We start from the raw sequence: 19,688 nt of genomic DNA, 5'->3' as shown, positions 1-19,688 counted from the left end.
CTCCCGCGCGGCGAGTTTCTTGCCGCGCGGCTCTGAAGAGGACACACTATGGCAATGACAGTTCACGTAGACATCGTCAGCGCAGAAGAGCAGATCTTCTCCGGGCTCGCCGAATTCGTCGCGTTGCCGGGCGAAGCGGGCGAACTCGGCATCCTGCCGGGCCACATGCCGCTGATGACCCGGATCAAGCCCGGTGCAGTGCGGGTCAAGCTTCCGAATCAGGCGGACGAGGAATTGGTCTTCGTCGCTGGTGGCTTGCTGGAAGTTCAGCCGGGCTTGGTCACCGTGCTGGCCGATACCGCGATCCGCGGCAAGGATCTGGACGAAGCCAAGGCGCTCGAGGCCAAGCAGAAGGCCGAAGAAGCCCTGCGCAACCAGACGGCCAAGCTCGATTATGCGAAGGCGCAGGCCGAGCTGATCGAGGCGATCGCCCAGCTCGAGGCGATCAACAAGCTGCGCAAGCGCGGCCACTGATCGCAGGGTCGCCGCTGCCGTATGCGGCGGCATTCAAAAAAAAGCAGCCCGAGGGGCTGCTTTTTTTGTGCCGTGATCGCGCGGGCAGGGGGAGGGGACGCCGGATCAGCGCCGCGCCAGCCGTGCGATGCGCTTGTCCATGCGTGCGACCGCGTCGCGCAGTTCGGCCACTTCGGCGGCGAAACCCGGAAGAGCGTGGCGTGAGACGAGCATCGGCTGCTCCTCGACAAGGTATTCGGCGACGTTGCCGCCCGCGCTGGCGAGCGCGCGCCGGCCCTGCTCGGTGAGCTGCCGGCCGGTCTCCACCAGTCGGTGGGCCGCGATGTCGCCCACCACGCGCGACAGATCCTCTTCCAGGTCCCAGCGCAGGTGGCGGAAGACGAAGCCGAGCGCATCGGCGAACTCGGCATTGCCCTCGATCCGCACCTGCCGCATGACGGCTTCCATGCCTTCCCCCAGCGCCTGCGGAAGCTGGCCGAGCGGCACCCGCAGCAGTACGTCCGGCGCTTCATCGGACGTCCATTGTGCGAGATGCCCGTCGCCCGCCACGGAGAAATCGATCGCACCCAGCGGCTGTAGTTCGAGTCGCGCAGTGCGCCCGGCGTGCGGCGCGAGCCGCTTGCGCGCCCATCCCGATTGGGCGAGCAGGTGATTGGTGGCGGACAGGAAAAGGTTGTCGATCATGGCGTCAACGCTGTTCGTGCCCGCCGGTGCGGCGGGCGGTTGTGGCAGACCGGCCGTCGTCGGGACGTTACCGTGTCAGAGCTTGTAGCCGCGGTGCAGGGCGACCACGCCGGCGCTAAGGTTGAAGTAATCGACCCGCGCCAGTCCGGCCTGTTCCATCAACGCCTTCAGTTCTTCCTGCCCCGGATGCATGCGGATGGATTCGGCCAGGTAGCGGTAGCTGTCGGCGTCGCTGGCGACCTTCTGGCCCATCCACGGCAGCACCTTGAACGAATAGAAGTCATACAGCGGCGACAGCGGCTTCCACACGCGCGAGAATTCGAGCACCAGCAAGCGGCCACCGGGGCGCAGCACGCGGCGCATCTCGGCGATGGCGACGTCCTTGTGGGTCATGTTGCGCAGGCCGAAGGCGACGGTGACGCAGTCGAACCAGTCGTCCGGGAAAGGCAGCTTCTCTGCATTGCACTGCGCCACCGGCAGCGGGTAGCCGGCATCGATCACGCGGTCGCGGCCGCGCGACAGCATCGCGTGGTTGATGTCGGTGAGCCATACCTGGCCGCGAGGTCCCACCTTCTTCGCGAAGGCGAGCGACAGGTCGGCGGTGCCCCCGGCGACGTCGAGCACGCGGTCGCCTTCACGTACGCCGGACACCTGGATCGTGAACGCCTTCCATAGCCGGTGCAGGCCCATGGACATGAGGTCGTTCATCACGTCGTATTTCTGCGCCACCGAGGAGAACACCTCGGCCACCTTCCTCTGCTTCGCTTCCTCGGCCACCGTCTGGAAGCCGAAGTGGGTCGTCTTGTCGCTCATGATCTGCTCAGTGATGATGTCCGCAGCCGCCCTTCGGTGCGGGCGGCGGGACTTTCGCCGGATCGCGGGTGCCGCCTTCGCGCTCGAGGCGCGCGAGATACTCGCTCCACAGCCGCTCCTGCTCACGGCCCAGCATGTAGAGGTAGTCCCAGGAATAGAGTCCGCTGTCGTGGCCGTCGGAGAAACCCGGCTTCACCGCGTAGTTGCCCACGGGCTCCAGGCTCAGCACGTCGACGTCGCGCTTGCCCTGCTGCAGGGTCTCCTGGCCCGGGCCATGGCCGCGCACTTCGGCCGAGGGGGAATACACGCGCAGGAATTCGAACGGCAGTTGGAAGCGGGTGCCGTCGTCGAAGGCGATCTCGAGCACGCGCGACTTGCGGTGCAGCGTGATCTCGGTGGGAAGCGGGGTGTCCTGGTCCAGTCCGGCCATGGCAGCAGCCTCGGTCTACGGGGGGTCATCATCATACCCGAATCGACCACCCCCTTCTGCGGCGCGGCGCGGCGCGGCGCATTTCACGCTGATGACGTGTCATCAAATGGTCAAACGGCTGCAATACACTGCGCCAAATGACTGCGGAGCGAGACCATGCCAGCCAACATCCTGCTCGTCGAAGACGAGCCAGCCATCCAGGAACTGATCGCCGCCAACCTGGCGCGTGCCGGGCATCATGTCGTGCGGGCTGCGGATGCGGAGATCGCCGGCCGCATCGTGCGCGAAGCCTTGCCCGACCTCGTGCTGCTCGACTGGATGCTGCCTGGCGCCTCGGGTATCGAGTTCGCCCGCCGGCTGCGTGCCGACGAGCGCACGCGCAACGTGCCCATCATCATGCTCACCGCGCGCGGCGAGGAACAGGACAAGGTCGTCGGTCTCGAGACCGGCGCCGACGATTACGTCACCAAGCCATTCAGCCCGCGCGAGCTCGTCGCCCGCATCAAGGCCGTGCTGCGCCGGCGCGCCCCGCAGGCGACCGAGGATGCCGTCGAGATCGGTGGCCTGCGGCTCGACCCGGTCACGCACAGGGTCAGCGCCGACGACCAGACGCTGGCGCTGGGGCCGACCGAATTCCGCCTGCTGCATTTCCTCATGACGCACCCCGAGCGCGTGCATTCGCGCGCGCAACTGCTCGACCAGGTGTGGGGCGACCATGTCTTCGTCGAGGAGCGCACGGTGGATGTGCACATCCGCCGCCTGCGTTGCGCGCTCGAGCCAGGCGGGCACGATGCGCTCATCCAGACGGTGCGCGGCAGCGGTTATCGCCTGTCGACGCAGGCCCAGCAGGCTTCTCCGGCGCGATAATCGCTGTCGGATCCCCTCCTCGCACGCGCCGGCATGATCATCCGTTCGCTCCGTTATGTGTGGACCAGTGCGCTTGCCGTGCTGAGCCTGCTGTTCTTCGTCTCGCTGCTCGTGCTCGTCATCGTCGGCGTGGGTTGGGGCGTGGCGGTCTGCATCGCCGGCCTGATCGCCTTCGTTCTCCATGACCGCTTCCAGCTTCGCCGTCTGCTGTTGTGGACGCGCGAGCCCATCGGCACTCCCGTGCCTGCGGCGCGTGGCTACTGGGGACGGGTGTTTGCGGAGTTCGATCGGCGTACGCGCCAGTCGTACGAGGTGCGCGATCGTCTCGCGCACGCGCTGGAGCGCTTCCAGAGCGCCAGCCAGGCGATGCCCGACGGCGTGCTGTATCTGTCCAGCGATGACACCATCGAATGGCTCAACGCCAGGGCGGAGCAGCATTTCGGCCTCGACCGCGCGCGCGACCTCGGCGCGCCGGTGACGCACCTCGTGCGCCATCCCGACTTCGTGCGCTACCTGGGTTCGCGCCGCTATGGCGAACCGCTGGTCATGCACGTCGGACGGGGCGCCGGACTGACCCTGCAGGTGCAGGTGATTCCGTTCGGCGACGACCAGTACCTGGTGCTGTCGCGCGACATCTCGCAGCTCGAACGGCTGGAAACGATGCGGCGCGATTTCGTCGCCAATGTGTCGCACGAGCTGCGCACCCCGCTGACCGTCATCGAGGGCTTCCTCGAAACCCTGACCGATGGCCTCGACGACTTCGCCCGTGAGGACGTTCACCGCTACCTGACGCTCGCCCACGAGCAGTCAGGGCGCATGCGCAGGCTGATCGACGACCTGCTGACCTTGTCGGCGCTCGAGACCGGTGCGCCAGCGCCGGTGGAGGAGGACGTCGACGCGGCCGACCTGATGCGAGAGGTGCACAAGGAGACCGAGCTGCTGTCCGCAGGCCGGCATGCGGTCACGTTGAAACTGGAAGGCGGCGGCGTGCTGCACGGCAGCTACAAGGAGTTGCACAGCGCCGTCGCCAACCTGGCGAGCAATGCGGTGCGCTACACGCCTGCCGGCGGGAACATCGAGATGGGCTGGCGCCTGGATGCGGACGGCAGCGGCGAATTCTGGGTTCAGGACGATGGCATCGGCATCGAGGCCGACCACATCCCGCGCCTCACCGAGCGCTTCTACCGCGTCGACCGCGGGCGCTCGCGCGAGACTGGCGGCACCGGCCTGGGGCTGGCCATCGTCAAGCACATCCTCACCCGCCACCAGGCCGATCTCGCGGTCCATAGCCGTCCGGGCGCGGGCAGCCGGTTCACCGTGCACTTTCCGTCCGCGCGCATCACGCAGGATTGACCGCCAAGGGCTCGAAACAGGCCTGATCGAAATTGGCGCCGCGCAATGCGAGCTTGGTGAGCCGCACCCGACGCGGTGTGGCCTCGCCTTCGCGGATCTCGATCTCGCGATCGCGCTGGTACCAGCCGCAAGGCAGGATCAGCGATGCATCCGTCTTCAGCGCGGGGCTGGCTGGAAGCGCGAACCCCTGCTGAAAGGCGGGCAGCCGCCCCTGGGCGACGACCGGTCGTACGGCAACCACGCGCGGAACGCCGGACAGCAGATGCACGCCCGCCTCCAGGCGGCCATCGCTCCTGCACATCAGCCAACTGATCTTGCCCAGCAGCATGAGCTCGCCATTCCGGGGCAGCACGCCGACAAGCCGATGCTGTTCGACGGCCTCCACACGGGTAGCCTGCTCGACGCGAAAGCCGCCGACGGACTGGTCCAGCAGCTTCCACTGTTCGCAGGCGAGGCCCAGGCGCTCCGCCTGTTGCCGGCGGTGCTCCGGCGTGTCCGCCGCGGGGGTGCTGGCGCGCGGGACGCGCTCGCCGAATGTCAGCAGCGAGATGTCGTCGCGCACGCTGCCGTGAGGCCGCGCGGTGCGCGGCTGTTCGAACGTCTTGCCGGCGATGCCGAAGCCGATGGCCAGCCAGTCCGCGGTCATCCCGATCTCGCCGGTGGTCGTGCGGCGTGGGAAACGCCGCCCGGACGACGACAGCCCCCAGGGCCGGTACAGCGAAACCAGCAGCCGCGCACAGACGTCGCGCGAGCAGTCATCGCCCAGGCCGAGCGACGCCGGCTTGACGCCCTGCTTGAATTGCGCAAGCACGCCGCGGATCTGGTTTGCAAGTGCGCTGCCATCGAAGCGCAGCAGACCGTCGGTGCGCGGCAGCAGACCAACTGGACCCAGACCGCGGTCGCCGGCCAGATCCAGCGCATAGACGTTGGCCTTGTGGTCCTCGAGTTCCGCGCTGAGGCTGCAATAGGGTGCGAAACGCTGCGCCCAGCGCAGGATCCAGTTCAATTCGCGGGCATCGCGGCCGTAGGGGTTGGCGAGGTCGAGCAGCAAGATGGAGACGTAGGCTTCGCGGGGGCTCTGCGCCTTCCAGAATTCGTTCGACGGATCGGCGACGCGGATGCCTTCGATGCCGGCCTGCCGGGCAGCCGCGTAGCACTCGTGCACCTCGGCCCAGCAGCCAGGCGGCACGGCCAGGTGTGCGCGGTAATACTCCGCCAGCACCATGCCGGCGCAGTGCACGCGCCGCTGGGCGAGCAGCACCCGCTGGTCTTCAAGCGTGCCCTGTTCGGCATCGCTGCGTGCAATCCGGGCGTACGAGCGCGCCAGATCCCGCCACAAACCCGCAACCCGCGACAGCGTGTCGTGCTCTGCGCTGTCGGGCGCGACCGGGCGCGCGGCGTAGCGCCTGGCCATCTCGGCCTGCGTGAAGACCACGAGATCACGTGCGGCTTCCAGGACTTCGAGATGCTGGTTGGGCGCAGGCATGGACGCGAGCAGGTCCGCCATCATCGTGCACAGCGTCGCGTGGTTCGCGGCGATGTCGGTCGGAGGCAGGCGCCGCAGCAGGTTCAGGCAGTCGGCCGGATTGCGAAAGTTCATGTCTGGGCTCGTACGCGTGGCGGGATCAGCCGTGCGTCAGTGCTGCAGCGATGGATCGGGCGAGCGCGGCCGTCGGCGGCGCGGCATGCACTGCGCCGTTGCGTTGGGGGGCGCCCCAGATCGGCTCGGGAAAGTGCCGATCGTCACGGAAGCGCGGAATGACATGCCAGTGCAGGTGCGGCACCATGTTGCCCAAGCTCGCGAGGTTGATCTTGTCCGGGTTCATCGACTCGCGCAGCGCCTGTTCGGTGGCGAACACGACGTCCATCAGGTGGTGTCGCTCCGCCGCCGCGAGCTCGGTCATTTCGGCCACGTGCCGCTTCCACAGCACGCGGCAGAAGCCCGGATAGGCTTCATCGGCGACGCGGATGACCCGACAGCGGTCATCCTCGAAGAGCAGCGTTTCAGCACTCTCGGCGCGGGACAGCGCAGCGCACAGCGGACAATCCATGACAAGCTCGCGGTGGATGGAGGAGGCAGACTGGCAGGGAACGGCCCATAACTCTAACGTGACGGCGATGCGCGTACGCAGAACATTTACGCAGGCGAGGAGATTCGGCCGCCCGGTGGCGCCGCCACGGTGGCCGTTTCGCCCAGCGCTTCGGGCTCGCCGTCGTGGAATGCCAGCAGCGTGCCCGGTGGAATCTGCTGCCAGGCCTCGTTGTCGGTGAGCGGCGTGGTAACGATGATGGCGACGCGGTCGGTGGGCGAGGTCACCTCGTTGAAGTCCACCGACACGTCCTCGTCGGCGAGGTGGGCGACCGGGAAGGGGGCCTTGCGCACCACGTAGCACAGCCGCGACGAGCAGTGCGCGAAGAGGCGTTCGCCGTCCGACAGCAGGAAGTTGAATTCGCCGTGGCTGCCGATCGTCGTCGCCAGTTCGCGCAGGGCCGAGTGCAGTGCGACGGGTGAGGGCGGGCCATCGGGGAAGCGCTGCGCCAGCGTGTCGAGAATGTGGCAGAAGGCGCGCTCGGAATCGGTGCTGCCCACCGGCAGGAAGCGGCCGGACAGCGCCGGCTGGTAGGCGAGCAGGTTGCCGTTGTGGGCGAAGATCCAGTAGCGCCCCCACAGTTCGCGCTGGAAGGGGTGTGTGTTCTCCAGCTTCACTTCGCCCTGCGTGGCCTTTCGGATGTGGGCGATGACGTTCACCGAGCGGATCGGATAGCTGCGCACCAGCTCGGCCACCGGCGACGAGGCGCTGGCGCAGGGGTCGAGGAAGACGCGCGCACCGGCGCCTTCGAAGAAGGCGATGCCCCAGCCGTCGCGGTGGTGGTCGGTGAGCCCGCCGCGCGCGCGAAAGCCCGCGAACGAGAAGCAGATATCGGTCGGCACGTTGCAGTTCATGCCGAGGAGCTGGCACATCGATCGTCTCCTGCGGAGCGTTGTCCCGAAACGGATTGTAGCTGCGTGCGCTCAGCGGCAGCTTTGGACCGTTGTGGGACCGAGGTCTGCGATATGGGCTTCGAATCCGGTCTGGCGGTGGGGGATGCGTTCCGTCAGGCTGCGCAACTCGACCTCGCTGCGCTCGGGACTCGGACAGTGCTCGCCTGCTCCACGCATCCCCCACCGCCAGACCTGCGTCCTTCGGGACTCAACCGCCCAGCTTCTTCCTCAGCAGCTCATTCACCTGCGACGGGTTGGCCTTGCCCTTGCTCGCCTTCATCGCCTGGCCGACCAGCGCATTGAAGGCCTTCTCCTTGCCGGCACGGAACTCCTCGACCGACTTCGGGTTGGCGGCCAGCACCTCGTCGATGATGGCCTCGATCGCGCCGATGTCGGTGACCTGCTTCAGGCCCTGCCTGTCGATGATTTCATCGGCCGTCGTGCACTCGCCGTTCCACAACGCGTCAAACACCTTCTTGCCTATGGCGTTGGAGATGGTGTTGTCGGCGATGCGCGCCACCAGGCCGGCGAGCTGCGCGGGCGAGACCGGCGACGCGGAGATGTCGAGCTCGGCCTTGTTCAGGCGCGCGGCGAGGTCGCCCATCACCCAGTTCGCGCAGGGCTTGGCCAGCGCAGCGCTCGCGGCCGACACCGTGGCCTGGTAGAAATCGGCGACTTCCTTGGAGGCGGTCAGCGTCGTGGCGTCGTATGCAGACAGGCCCCATTCGTCCATGAAGCGGGCCTTCATCGCACCCGGCAGCTCGGGCATGTCCGCCTGCACGCGCGCCTTCCACTCGTCGGAAATCACCAGCGGGAGCAGGTCGGGGTCGGGGAAGTAGCGGTAATCGTGCGCGTCTTCCTTCGAGCGCATCATGCGCGTCTCGCCGCTGTCGGGGTCGAACAGCACGGTGGCCTGCTGGATCCTGCCGCCGTCCTCGATGGTGGCGATCTGCCATTGCACCTCGTAGTCGATCGCCTGCTGCAGGAAACGGAACGAGTTGAGGTTCTTGATCTCGCGCCGGGTGCCGAATTCGGTCGCGCCTTTGTGCCGCACCGACACGTTGGCGTCGCAGCGGAACGAGCCTTCCTGCATGTTGCCGTCGCAGATGTCGATCCAGCGCACCAGCGCGTGCAGCGCGCGGGCGTAGGCCACCGCCTCGGCCGACGAACGCATGTCCGGTTCCGAGACGATCTCGAGCAGTGGCGTGCCGGCGCGGTTGAGGTCGATGCCCGTCATGCCGTGGAAGTCCTCGTGCAGGCTCTTGCCGGCGTCTTCCTCGAGGTGGGCGCGGGTCAGGCGCACCGTCTTCTCATACGCCTTGTCGCCTTCGCCGACGCGGATCGTGATCTCGCCGCCCTGCACCACCGGCAGCTCGAACTGGCTGATCTGGTAGCCCTTCGGCAGGTCAGGGTAGAAGTAGTTCTTGCGCGCGAACACGCTGGTCGGCGCGACATGGGCGCCAATCGCCAGGCCGAAGCGGATCGCGCGCTCTACGGCGCCGCGGTTGAGCACCGGCAGCACGCCGGGCAGGGCGATGTCCACCGCGCTGGTCTGGCGGTTGGGCTCGGCGCCGAAGGCGGTGCTGGCGCCGGAGAAGATCTTGCTGGCGGTGTTGAGCTGGGCATGCACTTCCAGCCCGATGACGACTTCCCAATCGGTTCTGCTCATGGTCGTTTCCGTTCCTGCCTGCGGCTGCCCGACGGCGGCCGCGCATCAAATTCGGTTGTGCGGCCCGGCCTCAGTGGCACTGGCCGGTGCGGCGATCGACGATGATCGGCCACACGTAGTCGAAGGTGCCGGCGGTGCAGCGGCTGGCGCAGTGGGTGAAGGCGACGGTGACCTGCTCGCCCTGTTCCCACATGCTGACGGTGCAGCCGTCACGCGCACGCAGCTCGACGTGCGGCGTGCGCTTCACCTGGGCGAACTCGCCGTCGATGCGGCAACTGCCGCGCCTGGGCACGTTCACCGTGGCCGAGAAAGCCTTCACCTCGGCGTAGCTGACGTCGAGCATGGCTCGTGCGCCGTAGCCCACCTCGTCGGTGAAACTGCAGTCCGCCCTGACGTCGAGCGGCCGCAGCGGCATCGGCTGCAGCCGACCTCCCGGCCGCGTCACGCCGACGCCAGGCTCCAGTGACGGCGTGGCGCACGCCGCCGCCAGCACGGCCGCGGCGAGGGCGCCGAGCCAGCCGGCGTGCGGCGCGCGGCGCGCAGTCATTGGGCGCACGCCGGCCGCTGCCGATGCCAGTCGGTGGCCTGCTGGAAGCGGTGGGTGGTGGCCAGCAGGCGCGCCTCGCTGAAGTAGTCACCCACCAGTTGCAGGCCGACCGGCAGCCCTTGCGCGTCGAAGCCGCAGGGGTGCGACAGGCCGGGCAGGCCGGCGAGGTTCACCGCGATGGTGTAGATGTCCGACAGGTACATCTGCACCGGGTCGTCGGCCATTTCCCCGAGCGCCCAGGCGGTGTTGGGGACGGTCGGGCCGGCGATCACGTCGCATTGCGCCAGCGCGGCCTTGAAGTCCTCGGCGATGAGCCGGCGCAGGCGCTGCGCCTGCAGGTAGTAAGCGTCGTAGTAGCCGTGCGACAGCACGTAGGTGCCCACCAGGATGCGGCGCTTCACTTCGGCGCCGAAACCTTCCGCGCGGCTCTTGCCGTACATGTCGGCGAGGTCGGTGTATTCGGCGGCGCGGTGGCCGTAGCGCACGCCGTCGAAGCGGCTGAGGTTGCTCGAGCACTCGGCCGGCGCGATCACGTAATAGGCGGGGATCGCCAGCTTCGCATTGGGCAGCGACACCTCGACGGTGGTCGCGCCGAGCGCGCGGTACTGTGCCAGCGCCGCTTCGATCGCAGTGCGCACGCCGTCGGCCATGCCTTCGGCGAAGAACTCGCGCGGCAGGCCGATGCGCAGGCCGTCGAGCGGCTTGCCTGCAGCCGGCGCGGCGAGCGCGGCGGCGTAGTCCTCGGCGGGGCGTTCCAGGCTGGTGGAATCGCGTTCGTCGAAGCCGGTCATCGCCGACAGCAGCAGCGCGCAGTCCTCGGCGCTGGCGCCGAAGGCGCCGCCCTGGTCGAGCGACGAGGCGAAGGCGACCATGCCGTAGCGGCTCACCAGGCCGTAGGTCGGCTTGATGCCGGTGATGCCGCAGAAAGACGCGGGCTGGCGCACCGAGCCACCGGTGTCGGTGCCGGTGGCGATCGGTGCCAGGCGCGCCGCCACCGCGGCGGCGGAACCGCCGCTCGAGCCGCCGGGCACGCGGGTGGCGTCCCAGGGGTTCTTCACCGGCCCGTAGTAGGAGTTTTCGTTCGACGAGCCCATCGCGAACTCGTCCATGTTGGTCTTGCCCAGGCTTACTGCGCCGGCGGCCTTCAGCAGGCTGACGACGTGGGCGTCGTAGGGGCTGACGAAGTTGCCGAGCATTTTCGACGCGCAGGTGGTCAGCACGCCTTCGGTGCAGAACACGTCCTTGTGGGCGAGCGGGATGCCGGTCAGCGGACCGGCGTCGCCGGCGGCGATGCGCGCGTCGGCCGCGCGCGCGGCGGTCAGCGCGCCGTCACGGTCGACGGTGATGAAGGCGTTCAGTTGCGGGTTCAGCGCGGTGATGCGGTCCAGGAACAGCGTGGCGAGCTCGACGCTGGAAATCTGCCTGGCGTCGAGCGCGCGGCGCAGTTCCACGAGGGAGGCATTGATCATGGTGTCGGCGGTGGTGGGGCGCGGAGCCGGCGCAATCAGGTGGCCGGCGCCCGCACGGGCTTCATTCGATGACTTTGGGCACGAGGTAGAGCCCGGCTTCGGTCTGCGGCGCGACCTTCTGGAAGGCTTCGCGGCGGTCGGTCTCGGTGACGATATCGGGCCGCAGGCGGGTGGCGAGTTCCTGCGGATGGCTCATCGGCGCCACGCCGGTGGTGTCGACCGCCTGCATCTGCTCGATCAGCGCAAAGATGTCGTTGAGCTTGGCGCGGGTGGACTCGATTTCAGCGTCGGTGAGCGCGATGCGCGCGAGGCGGGCGATGTGCCCGACCTGTTCGTTGGACAGCGACATGAGGTAACAAAACCTGCTGAGTCTACAAAGATTTGTAGGTTATCATAATCGCTTTGCCCCGTTCGGGGCTGCATTGCGTTCCCGGTCGCCCCGCCGCATTCGCCGGCCCGGATGCGGCAGACATCCCTCATCGGTTTCGGAAGGCTCATGTTCGGTTTCCTGCGCTCCTACTTTTCCAACGATCTCGCGATCGACCTCGGCACCGCCAATACCCTGATCTACGTGCGCAACAAGGGCATCGTGCTCGACGAACCCTCGGTGGTGGCGATTCGTACCGAAGGCGGCCCCAACGCCAAGCGCACCATCCAGGCGGTCGGCCGCGAAGCCAAGCAGATGCTCGGCAAGACGCCCGGCAACATCACCGCGATCCGGCCCATGAAGGACGGTGTGATCGCCGACTTCGTCGTCACCGAGCAGATGATCAAGCAGTTCATCAAGAAGGTGCACGATTCCCGCCTGCTGTCGCCCAGCCCGCGCATCATCATCTGCGTGCCCTGCGGCTCCACCCAGGTCGAGCGCCGCGCGATCCGCGACGCGGCGCTGGCGGCCGGCGCCTCGCAGGTGTTCCTGATCGAGGAGCCGATGGCGGCGGCGATCGGCGCCGGTCTGCCGGTCTCCGACGCGGTCGGCTCGATGGTGGTCGACATCGGCGGCGGCACCACCGAGGTGGGCGTCATCGCGCTCGGCGGCATGGTCTATGCCGGCAGCGTGCGCGTCGGCGGTGACAAGTTCGACGAGGCCATCGTCAATTACATCCGCCGCAACTACGGCATGCTGATCGGCGAAACGACCGCCGAGAACATCAAGAAGGAAATCGGTTCCGCCTTCCCCGGCTCGGAAGTGCGCGAGATGGAAGTCAAGGGTCGCAACCTGGCCGAGGGCATTCCGCGCAGCTTCACCATCTCGTCCAACGAGATCCTCGAGGCACTGTCCGAGCCGCTGAACCAGATCGTCTCCGCAGTGAAGATCGCGCTCGAGCAGACCCCGCCCGAACTCGGTGCCGACATCGCCGACCGCGGCATGGTGCTGACCGGCGGCGGCGCGCTGCTGCGCGACCTCGACCGCCTGCTCATGGAAGAGACCGGCCTGCCGGTGATCGTCGCCGAGGAGCCGCTGACCTGCGTCGCGCGCGGCTGCGGCATGGCGCTCGACAAGATGGACAAGCTCGCTTCCATCTTCACGTCGGACTGAGCGGCCCGAGCCTTCGTCGCCGGCGCGTGCCGGCGACGCGCTGATCCCGGATCCCTCCGATGTCCCTCGTCGGCCACAAGCCGCCTCCGATCTTCCGGCGCGGACCGGCACCGCTGGTGCGCCTGATGCTGTTCGTCAGCGTGTGCCTGGCGATGCTGGTGTCGGATCTGCGCTTTCGCTACCTGGAAGTGTTCCGGCACGCGATGTCGGTGGTCACCTATCCCCTGCAGATGGCGGCGGCAACACCGGCCGACGTGGTGCGCAATGCGTCGGTGTATTTCGCCACCCTGGTCGAAGTGCAGCGCGACAACGCCGAACTGCGCCGCCAGCAGCTCGGTTCGGGCGAGCGTCTGCTGCGCTATGAATTGCTGCAGCAGGAAAATGCTCATCTGCGCAAGCTGCTCGAGATGGCGCAGCGCGTGCAGACGCGCAGCATCGCTGCCGACATCCTGTACAACGCGCCCGACCCGTTCGCGCGCAAGGTCATCCTCGATCGCGGCGCGCAGCAGGGCATCGAGCCCGGCCTTGCGGTGGTGGACGCTGGCGGCGTCATCGGCCAGGTGACGCGGGTGTTTCCGGTGCAGTCGGAGGTGACGCTGCTCACCGACCGCAACCAGGCCATCCCCGTTCAGGTCGAGCGCAACGGCCTGCGCGGGGTGCTGTTCGGCGCCGGCCAGGGTCGCCTGGAAATGCGCTTCGTGATCGGCTCGGCCGACATTCAGCCGGGCGACCGCCTGGTGACGTCGGGGCTGGACGGCGTCTTCGTGCCCGGGCTGCCGGTGGCCACCGTTGTCTCGGTGGACCGCGAGGGCGATGCCTTTGCCGGCATCGTGTGCGAGCCGCTCGCCGGCGTGGAGCGCAGCATGCAGGTGCTGGTGATCGGCCGCGTGGACTTGCCGCCGGCTCCGCCCGCGCCCGCGCCGCCGGTGGAAAAGAAGAAGGGTAAGGGGCGCTGAGCCATGCAGCCGAGTAATCGATCCAGCCGCATCCTGCTGCCGGCCAAGGGCTGGTTCATCTACCTGAGCCTGTTCGTCGCACTCGGTCTGGAATACATCCCGACCGGACGCACGCCTGGCGTGCCCGACTGGGTGGCGCTGGTGCTGGCGGTCTGGTGTATCCGCGAGCCGCTGCGCATCGGCATGGGCACCGGCTTCGTCTTCGGCCTGCTCGTCGATGTCGGCCTCGGCGCCGCGCTCGGGCAACATGCGCTGGCCTATGTGGTGCTGGCCTACCTGGTCAATGGCCTCGCGCGCCGGCTGATGTGGTTCCCGCCGCTGCAGCAGGCGCTGCATGTGCTGCCCATGCTGCTCGCGTCGCAGGTGCTGATGGTGGTCGTGCGCATGATCGCCGGGGCGGAGTTCCCTGGCTGGTCGTACTTCCTGTCGAGCTTCACCAGCCTGCTGCTGTGGGTGCCGCTCACCTACCTGCTGCTGCTGCCGCAGTTCCAGCCGGTCGACCGCGACGACAACCGGCCGATCTGAGCGCCGCGCCGATGGCCGAATTCCGCACTCCCGACCAGGACAGCGCGCGCTTCCGCCGCCGCGTCGCCGTGGCTGCGCTGTTCGTGCTCGTCTGCTTCGGCCTGCTGGCCTCGCGCTTCTACTACCTGCAGGTGAAGCGGCACGATTACTACCTGACCCGCGCCGAAGACAACCGCATCGCGCTGCTGCCCACCGTGCCCAAGCGCGGCACCATCGTGGACCGCAACGGCGTCGTGCTGGCGCGCAACTATGCCGCATACACGCTGGAGATCACGCCGTCGCGCGTCGGTGACCTGGAAGCGACGATAGACGGACTCTCGGAGATCATCCCCATCGAGCCGCGCGACCGGCGCCGTTTCCGCAAGATCCTCGAGGAAAGCCGCAACTTCGACAGCGTCCCGATCCGTACCCGTCTCAGCGACGAGGAGGTCGCGCGCTTCGTCGCCCAGCGCTATCGCTTCCCGGGCGTCGAAGTGCAGGCTCGCCTGTTCCGCGACTATCCGCTGGGAGCGACGGCGTCGCACATCATCGGCTACATCGGCCGCATGAACCAGCGCGACGTCGATCGCATCGAGGAGCGGGGCGACACCGCCAACTATCGCGGCTCGGAATACATCGGCAAGGCGGGGCTGGAGCAGTCGTACGAGGCCGAGCTGCATGGCCAGACCGGCTTCGAGCAGGTCGAGGTGAACGCCGGCGGCCGCGCGGTGAGGGCGCTGGCGCGCTCGCCTGCCGTGCCCGGCAGCGACCTCGAGCTGACGCTCGACATCGAGCTGCAGAAGGTGGCCGAAGCGGCTTTCGGCAAGCGCCGTGGCGCGCTGGTCGCGATCGAGCCGGAGACGGGGGGCGTGCTGGCGCTGGTATCGACGCCGACCTTCGATCCCAACCTCTTCGTCGAAGGCATCTCGACGCAGGACTGGAAGGAGCTCAACGACTCGCCCGACCATCCGCTGCTCAATCGCGCGATCTTCTCCGCCTATCCGCCGGGCTCGACCTTCAAGCCCTTCATGGCGCTGGCCGGCCTCACCACCGGCAAGCGCACGCTGGGCTACGCGATGGCCGATCCGGGCTACTTCAACTTCGGCGGCCACCGCTTCATGGACGATAGGGTCGGTGGTCACGGCATGGTGGACATCCACAAGTCCATCGTCGTGTCGTGCAACACCTTCTACTACCAGCTTGCCAACGATCTCGGCATCGACGCCATTGCCGGCTTCATGGGGCCGCTGGGCTTCGGCGCGCGCACCGGCATCGACCTGCCGGGCGAGGCGGAAGGCGTGCTGCCATCGCCCGAGTGGAAGAGGAAGCGCTTCCGCAAAGCCGAACTGCAGCGCTGGTATGGCGGCGAGACGATCTCGGTGGGCATCGGCCAGGGCTACAACGCCTACACGCCGGTGCAGCTCGCCAACGCGCTGGCGGCAGTCGTCAATGACGGCAAGCTGTTCCGGCCGCATCTTGTGCGCAACGTGCTCGATGCCCACGGCGTGAAACGCCCGGTGGCGCCCGAGCCGCTGCGCACGATCTCCCTCAACCCGGCGCATGTGGCAGCGGTGCGCTCGGCGATGGTCGACGTGAACAAGTCGGGCACCGGCGCGCGCGCCTTCCGCGGCGCCCCCTACGAGGTGGGCGGCAAGACCGGCACCGCGCAGGTGTTCTCGCTGAAGGGCGGCAAGTACGTCGAAGGGCGCGTCAGCGAGCGCCTGCGCGACCATTCCTGGTTCATCGCCTACGCGCCGGCCGACAAGCCGAAGATCGCGCTCGCCGTGCTGGTGGAGAACGGCGGCTTCGGCGCGCAGTCGGCGGCGCCGATCGCGCGCCGGGTGATCGACTACCACCTGCTCAAGAGCCGTGCCGACCAGCCCGCGGACGAGGACGCCGACGCCGTGGAGAGCGACGAATGAGCGATTACTCCGTGCATCTGCTCGAGGTGGTGCGCAGGCTGCTGCGCGCGCTCGATCCCGTCCTGCTGCTGGTGCTGCTGACGCTCATGGGCTATGCGCTGGTGATCATGGGCAGCGCCTCGCCTGAGCGCCTCGATTCCCAGTTGCTGCACGGCGCCATCGCGCTGGTGACGATGTGGGTGGTGGCGGCCATTCCGCCGCAGCGCCTGCTCGGCATGGCCTTGCCGCTTTACCTGCTCGGTACCGTGCTGCTGGTCGGAGTGGATCTCTTCGGCGAGGTATCGAAGGGGGCGCGCCGCTGGCTCGACATCGGCGTCACCCGCATCCAGCCCTCCGAGCTGATGAAGATCGCGATGCCGATGATGCTGGCCTGGTTCTTCCAGCAACGCGAGGGGCGCATCGGCCTGCGCGAGTTCATCGTCGCCGGGCTGATGCTGGTCGTGCCCGTCGGCCTGATCCTGGTCCAGCCCGACCTGGGCACCAGCGTGCTGGTGGCGGCGGCCGGGTTCTACGTGATCTTCTTCGCCGGCCTGAGCTGGAAGCTGATCGTGCCGGTGGCGCTGGTGGGCATCGTCGGCATCGGCTCCATCGTCGCCTTTGGCGACACCATCTGCCAGCCCGACGTGGACTGGAAGGTGATGCGCGAATACCAGAAGCATCGTGTGTGCACGCTGCTCGACCCGACGCAGGATCCGCTTGGCAAGGGCTTCCACATCATCCAGTCGACGATCGCCATCGGCTCGGGCGGCATCACCGGCAAGGGCTGGCAGAACGGCACCCAGACCCACCTGTCCTTCCTGCCCGAGCGCCACACCGATTTCATCTTTGCCGTGCTGTCCGAGGAGTTCGGGCTGGTCGGCACGCTGGTCCTGCTTGCCACGTACCTGCTGCTGCTGGTGCGCGGCTTTCACATCGCGCTGGTGGCGCCGACGCTGGGCACGCGCCTGCTGGCCGGCGCGATCACGATGATCTTTTTCACCTATGCCTTCGTGAACATGGGTATGGTGAGCGGCATCCTGCCGGTGGTGGGGGTGCCGCTGCCCTTCATCAGCTACGGGGGAACTGCGCTCGTCACGCTCTGTCTCGGTGTCGGGATCCTCATGAGCATCCAGCGCAGCCGCATCTCCAAGCAGACCTGAGCCCGCCCTTGCCGCAATGAAGCTCGACAGCCGCCCAGACCGTCCGACTGCCGCCGCCCTGGCCGGCGTGCGGTCGCCGTGGCGGAGCGGAGCATCGCCGCTGGCCGGCCTTGCCGCGGCTGCATTGCTCTCTGCCTGCGGCACCACTGCGACCCCGCCGCCGGGCGGAGCCGATGCCCACCTCACCATTCCCGAAATGCAGGGCAAGCCGTCCGCCGCGGCGCGCGCGGCGCGGCGCGGTGGGGGCTACTACCAGAACGATGGCCCGGGCGACGACATCCCCGGCAATCTCGCAGACATTCCCGATCCCGAGCCCCGCGCCGAGCCGCTGCACCGCTTTGCCAATCGCCCGTACAGCGTGCTCGGCCAGAGCTATGTGCCGCAGACGCGCATCGCGCCCTGGCGCGAGCAGGGTCGGGCGAGCTGGTACGGGCGCCAGTTCCACGGCAACGCGACGTCCAGCGGCGAGCCTTACGACATGTACTCGATGACCGCGGCGCACCCGACGCTGCCCATCCCGAGCTATGCGCGCGTCACGCACTTGGGCAACGGCCGCTCGGTCGTGGTGCGCATCAACGACCGCGGCCCTTTCCACAAGGGGCGCGTCATCGACCTGTCCTACGCCGCGGCGTACAAGCTCGGCTACGTCAATGCCGGCAGCGCCGATGTCGAGGTGGAGCAGATCCTCACCGACGAGGTTCCCCTCGTCGCCTCCGCAAGGCCCGTGCCGCCGATCAGGGGACGCGCCGGTCCGCCGCAGGCGCCCGCGCGCAAGCCCGAGGCGGTGGCCAGCCTCGCGCCGCCGCTGCCGTCGGCAAGCGGCGGCGGCATCTACCTGCAGTTGGGGGCCTTCGCGTCGCGCGTCAATGCCGAGAGCTTCCATGCCACGGTGCACGAGGAGGCCTCCGCGTTCGCCGAGCGTGTCGAGCTGATTCCCAGCGGCGACCGCTTCCAGTTGCATGCCGGCCCCTACGCCACGGTCGAGGAGGCGAAGGCCGCGGCGGCCAGCATGGGCGACAAGCTCAAGCTCAAACCCTTCGTGGTCATTCGTTGATGCATTGCAGCATCAAATCGGTATCATGCGGCGGGAGGGATGAAACAAAGCCTTTCATCTCCAGTCCCTGTTTGTCTCGCGCCCTATAATTCCGGCCCTGCCTCGGAGCAGTCCTTTTCTTCCCCCAGGTTTTTCCCATGCGTTTCGTCATTGCCCTGCTGATTTCCCTGTTCTCGTTCACTGCCCTCGCGCAACAGGTGCCGCCGCCGGCGCTCGCCGCCCGGGCGTGGGTGCTCGTCGACCACGCCACCGGCCAGGTGCTGGCCGAAAAGGACCCCGACGCCCGCATCGAGCCGGCCTCGCTCACCAAGCTGATGACCGCCTACCTGACCTTCGCCGCGCTCAAGGCTGGCACCATCACGCCGGACCAGACGGTGCCGGTGTCTGAGAAGGCCTGGCGCATGGAAGGCTCGCGCATGTTCATCGAGCCGCTGAAGCCGGTGACGGTGCAGGAGCTGATCCGCGGCGTGATCGTGCAGTCGGGCAACGACGCCTGCGTCGCGCTGGCCGAACTCATCGCCGGCAGCGAGGAGGCCTTCGCTGCGCTGATGAACCGCGAGGCCCAGCGCCTGGGGATGACCAACACCCATTTCACCAACTCCAACGGCCTGCCCGATCCGCAGCTCTACACCACCGCGCGTGACCTGGGCAAGCTCGCCTCCGCCATCATCCGCGACTTCCCGCAGGAGTACGCCAGCCTCTACTCGATGAAGGCCTACACCTACAACGGCATCACCCAGCCCAACCGCAACCGCCTGCTGTACCTCGACGCCACCGTCGACGGCATGAAGACCGGCCACACCGCCGCGGCCGGCTACTGCCTGGTGTCGTCCGCGCTGCGCGGCCCGCGCCGCCTGATCTCGGTGGTGCTCGGTGCCAGCTCCGACACCGTGCGTGCGCAGGAGTCGCTGAAGCTGCTGAACTTCGGCTTCCAGTTCTACGACACGGTGAAGCTGTATTCCGCCGACCAGGCGCTGTCGCAGTTCCGCGTGTGGAAGGGCAAGGCCAACGAAGTGGGTGCCGGCTTCACCAGCGACCTGATGCTGTCGCTGCCCAAGGATGGGGCGGCCAAGGTGCAGTCCACGGTCGAGAGCCAGCAGCCGCTCGTCGCGCCGCTGGAGCGCGGCCAGCGCATCGGCACGCTCAAGCTCAGCCTCGACGGCAAGCCGCTCGGGGAATATCCTGTGGTGGCCCTGCAGGACGTGCCGGTGGCCGGCTTCTTCGGCCGCCTGTGGGACGCCATCGTGATGTGGTTCAAGAGCCTCTGAGCCCGGCCGGTCCGCA

At 67.9% G+C, this 19,688-nt stretch carries 20 protein-coding genes; 10 read left to right on the top strand and 10 right to left on the bottom strand.

From position 1 onward, the window contains the following. Positions 1–48 precede the first annotated feature (48 nt). A complete protein-coding gene (locus tag GH664_RS08885) occupies positions 49–474 on the top strand; it encodes a F0F1 ATP synthase subunit epsilon (protein ID WP_153167772.1) in 426 nt (141 codons plus the stop codon). A 105-nt stretch (positions 475–579) separates the two neighbouring features. On the opposite strand, the gene GH664_RS08880 is transcribed toward GH664_RS08885, so the two are convergent. The 3 genes from GH664_RS08880 to GH664_RS08870 form a co-directional block, all read right to left on the bottom strand. Then, positions 580–1,158: an SCP2 domain-containing protein gene (locus GH664_RS08880; RefSeq protein ID WP_153167770.1), complete on the bottom strand. Its 579-nt coding sequence runs from the start codon at positions 1,156–1,158 to the stop codon at positions 580–582. Positions 1,159–1,233: 75 nt separating this feature from the next. Further along, positions 1,234–1,971, bottom strand: a complete 738-nt coding sequence (ubiE, locus tag GH664_RS08875; protein WP_153167768.1) for a bifunctional demethylmenaquinone methyltransferase/2-methoxy-6-polyprenyl-1,4-benzoquinol methylase UbiE — start codon at positions 1,969–1,971, stop codon at positions 1,234–1,236. Positions 1,972–1,978: 7 nt separating this feature from the next. Continuing rightward, positions 1,979–2,401 carry a gamma-butyrobetaine hydroxylase-like domain-containing protein gene (locus GH664_RS08870; RefSeq protein ID WP_153167766.1) on the bottom strand — a complete coding sequence of 141 codons (423 nt, stop codon included), beginning with the start codon at positions 2,399–2,401 and terminating at the stop codon, positions 1,979–1,981. 156 nt (positions 2,402–2,557) lie between these two features. Between GH664_RS08870 and phoB the strand changes: the two genes are divergently transcribed. Both phoB and phoR read left to right on the top strand, forming a co-directional pair. Beyond that, on the top strand, positions 2,558–3,268 hold the full coding sequence (phoB, locus tag GH664_RS08865) for a phosphate regulon transcriptional regulator PhoB (protein WP_153167764.1): 711 nt from the start codon (positions 2,558–2,560) through the stop codon (positions 3,266–3,268). A gap of 33 nt (positions 3,269–3,301) precedes the next feature. Further along, a complete protein-coding gene (gene phoR / locus GH664_RS08860; RefSeq protein WP_153167762.1) occupies positions 3,302–4,621 on the top strand; it encodes a phosphate regulon sensor histidine kinase PhoR in 1,320 nt (439 codons plus the stop codon). Here the strand turns inward: phoR and GH664_RS08855 are convergent. From GH664_RS08855 to gatC, 7 genes are all read right to left on the bottom strand, one after another. Beyond that, positions 4,608–6,221: a hypothetical protein gene (locus GH664_RS08855; RefSeq protein ID WP_153167760.1), complete on the bottom strand. Its 1,614-nt coding sequence runs from the start codon at positions 6,219–6,221 to the stop codon at positions 4,608–4,610. The two genes, phoR and GH664_RS08855, sit on opposite strands and share 14 nt — an antisense overlap. Positions 6,222–6,246: 25 nt before the next feature. Then, entirely contained in the window at positions 6,247–6,672 is a 426-nt protein-coding gene (locus GH664_RS08850) for an HIT family protein (protein ID WP_153167759.1), read from the bottom strand. 86 nt (positions 6,673–6,758) lie between these two features. After that, positions 6,759–7,583 carry a class II glutamine amidotransferase gene (locus GH664_RS08845; RefSeq protein WP_153167757.1) on the bottom strand — a complete coding sequence of 275 codons (825 nt, stop codon included), beginning with the start codon at positions 7,581–7,583 and terminating at the stop codon, positions 6,759–6,761. Between the two features lie 229 nt (positions 7,584–7,812). Further along, complete coding sequence (gene gatB / locus GH664_RS08840; protein ID WP_153167755.1) at positions 7,813–9,273, bottom strand: Asp-tRNA(Asn)/Glu-tRNA(Gln) amidotransferase subunit GatB; 1,461 nt, start codon at positions 9,271–9,273, stop codon at positions 7,813–7,815. Positions 9,274–9,343: 70 nt separating this feature from the next. After that, positions 9,344–9,820 carry a hypothetical protein gene (locus GH664_RS08835; protein ID WP_153167753.1) on the bottom strand — a complete coding sequence of 159 codons (477 nt, stop codon included), beginning with the start codon at positions 9,818–9,820 and terminating at the stop codon, positions 9,344–9,346. Continuing rightward, on the bottom strand, positions 9,817–11,289 hold the full coding sequence (gene gatA, locus GH664_RS08830) for an Asp-tRNA(Asn)/Glu-tRNA(Gln) amidotransferase subunit GatA (protein WP_153167751.1): 1,473 nt from the start codon (positions 11,287–11,289) through the stop codon (positions 9,817–9,819). Before gatA ends, GH664_RS08835 begins: the two co-directional genes overlap by 4 nt. Before the next feature lie 61 nt (positions 11,290–11,350). After that, complete coding sequence (gatC, locus tag GH664_RS08825; RefSeq protein WP_153167750.1) at positions 11,351–11,638, bottom strand: Asp-tRNA(Asn)/Glu-tRNA(Gln) amidotransferase subunit GatC; 288 nt, start codon at positions 11,636–11,638, stop codon at positions 11,351–11,353. 147 nt (positions 11,639–11,785) lie between these two features. Between gatC and GH664_RS08820 the strand changes: the two genes are divergently transcribed. The 7 genes from GH664_RS08820 to GH664_RS08790 all read left to right on the top strand — a co-directional run bounded on the left by GH664_RS08820 (position 11,786) and on the right by GH664_RS08790 (position 19,672). Continuing rightward, the gene (locus GH664_RS08820) at positions 11,786–12,829 is read left to right on the top strand and encodes a rod shape-determining protein (protein ID WP_153167748.1); all 1,044 of its coding nucleotides are present in this window, start codon (positions 11,786–11,788) and stop codon (positions 12,827–12,829) included. 59 nt (positions 12,830–12,888) lie between these two features. Further along, on the top strand, positions 12,889–13,785 hold the full coding sequence (gene mreC, locus GH664_RS08815; protein WP_153167746.1) for a rod shape-determining protein MreC: 897 nt from the start codon (positions 12,889–12,891) through the stop codon (positions 13,783–13,785). Between the two features lie 3 nt (positions 13,786–13,788). Next, positions 13,789–14,310 (top strand): rod shape-determining protein MreD, encoded by a 522-nt coding sequence (gene mreD, locus GH664_RS08810; RefSeq protein ID WP_153167745.1) that lies wholly within the window; start codon positions 13,789–13,791, stop codon positions 14,308–14,310. A gap of 11 nt (positions 14,311–14,321) precedes the next feature. Beyond that, positions 14,322–16,211, top strand: coding sequence for a penicillin-binding protein 2 (gene mrdA / locus GH664_RS08805; protein WP_153167743.1), 1,890 nt, complete (start codon positions 14,322–14,324; stop codon positions 16,209–16,211). Next, a complete protein-coding gene (gene rodA / locus GH664_RS08800; protein WP_153167741.1) occupies positions 16,208–17,350 on the top strand; it encodes a rod shape-determining protein RodA in 1,143 nt (380 codons plus the stop codon). Before mrdA ends, rodA begins: the two co-directional genes overlap by 4 nt. A 16-nt stretch (positions 17,351–17,366) precedes the next feature. Beyond that, on the top strand, positions 17,367–18,404 hold the full coding sequence (locus GH664_RS08795) for a septal ring lytic transglycosylase RlpA family protein (protein WP_153167739.1): 1,038 nt from the start codon (positions 17,367–17,369) through the stop codon (positions 18,402–18,404). Between the two features lie 137 nt (positions 18,405–18,541). After that, the gene (locus GH664_RS08790; protein ID WP_153167738.1) at positions 18,542–19,672 is read left to right on the top strand and encodes a D-alanyl-D-alanine carboxypeptidase family protein; all 1,131 of its coding nucleotides are present in this window, start codon (positions 18,542–18,544) and stop codon (positions 19,670–19,672) included. Positions 19,673–19,688: the final 16 nt, after the last annotated feature.

Source organism: Thauera sp. 2A1, from assembly GCF_009469595.2.
Lineage (GTDB): Bacteria > Pseudomonadota > Gammaproteobacteria > Burkholderiales > Rhodocyclaceae > Thauera.
The sequence above is the reverse complement of the archived record's forward strand: the minus strand, read 5'-3'. Positions and strand labels throughout refer to the sequence as shown.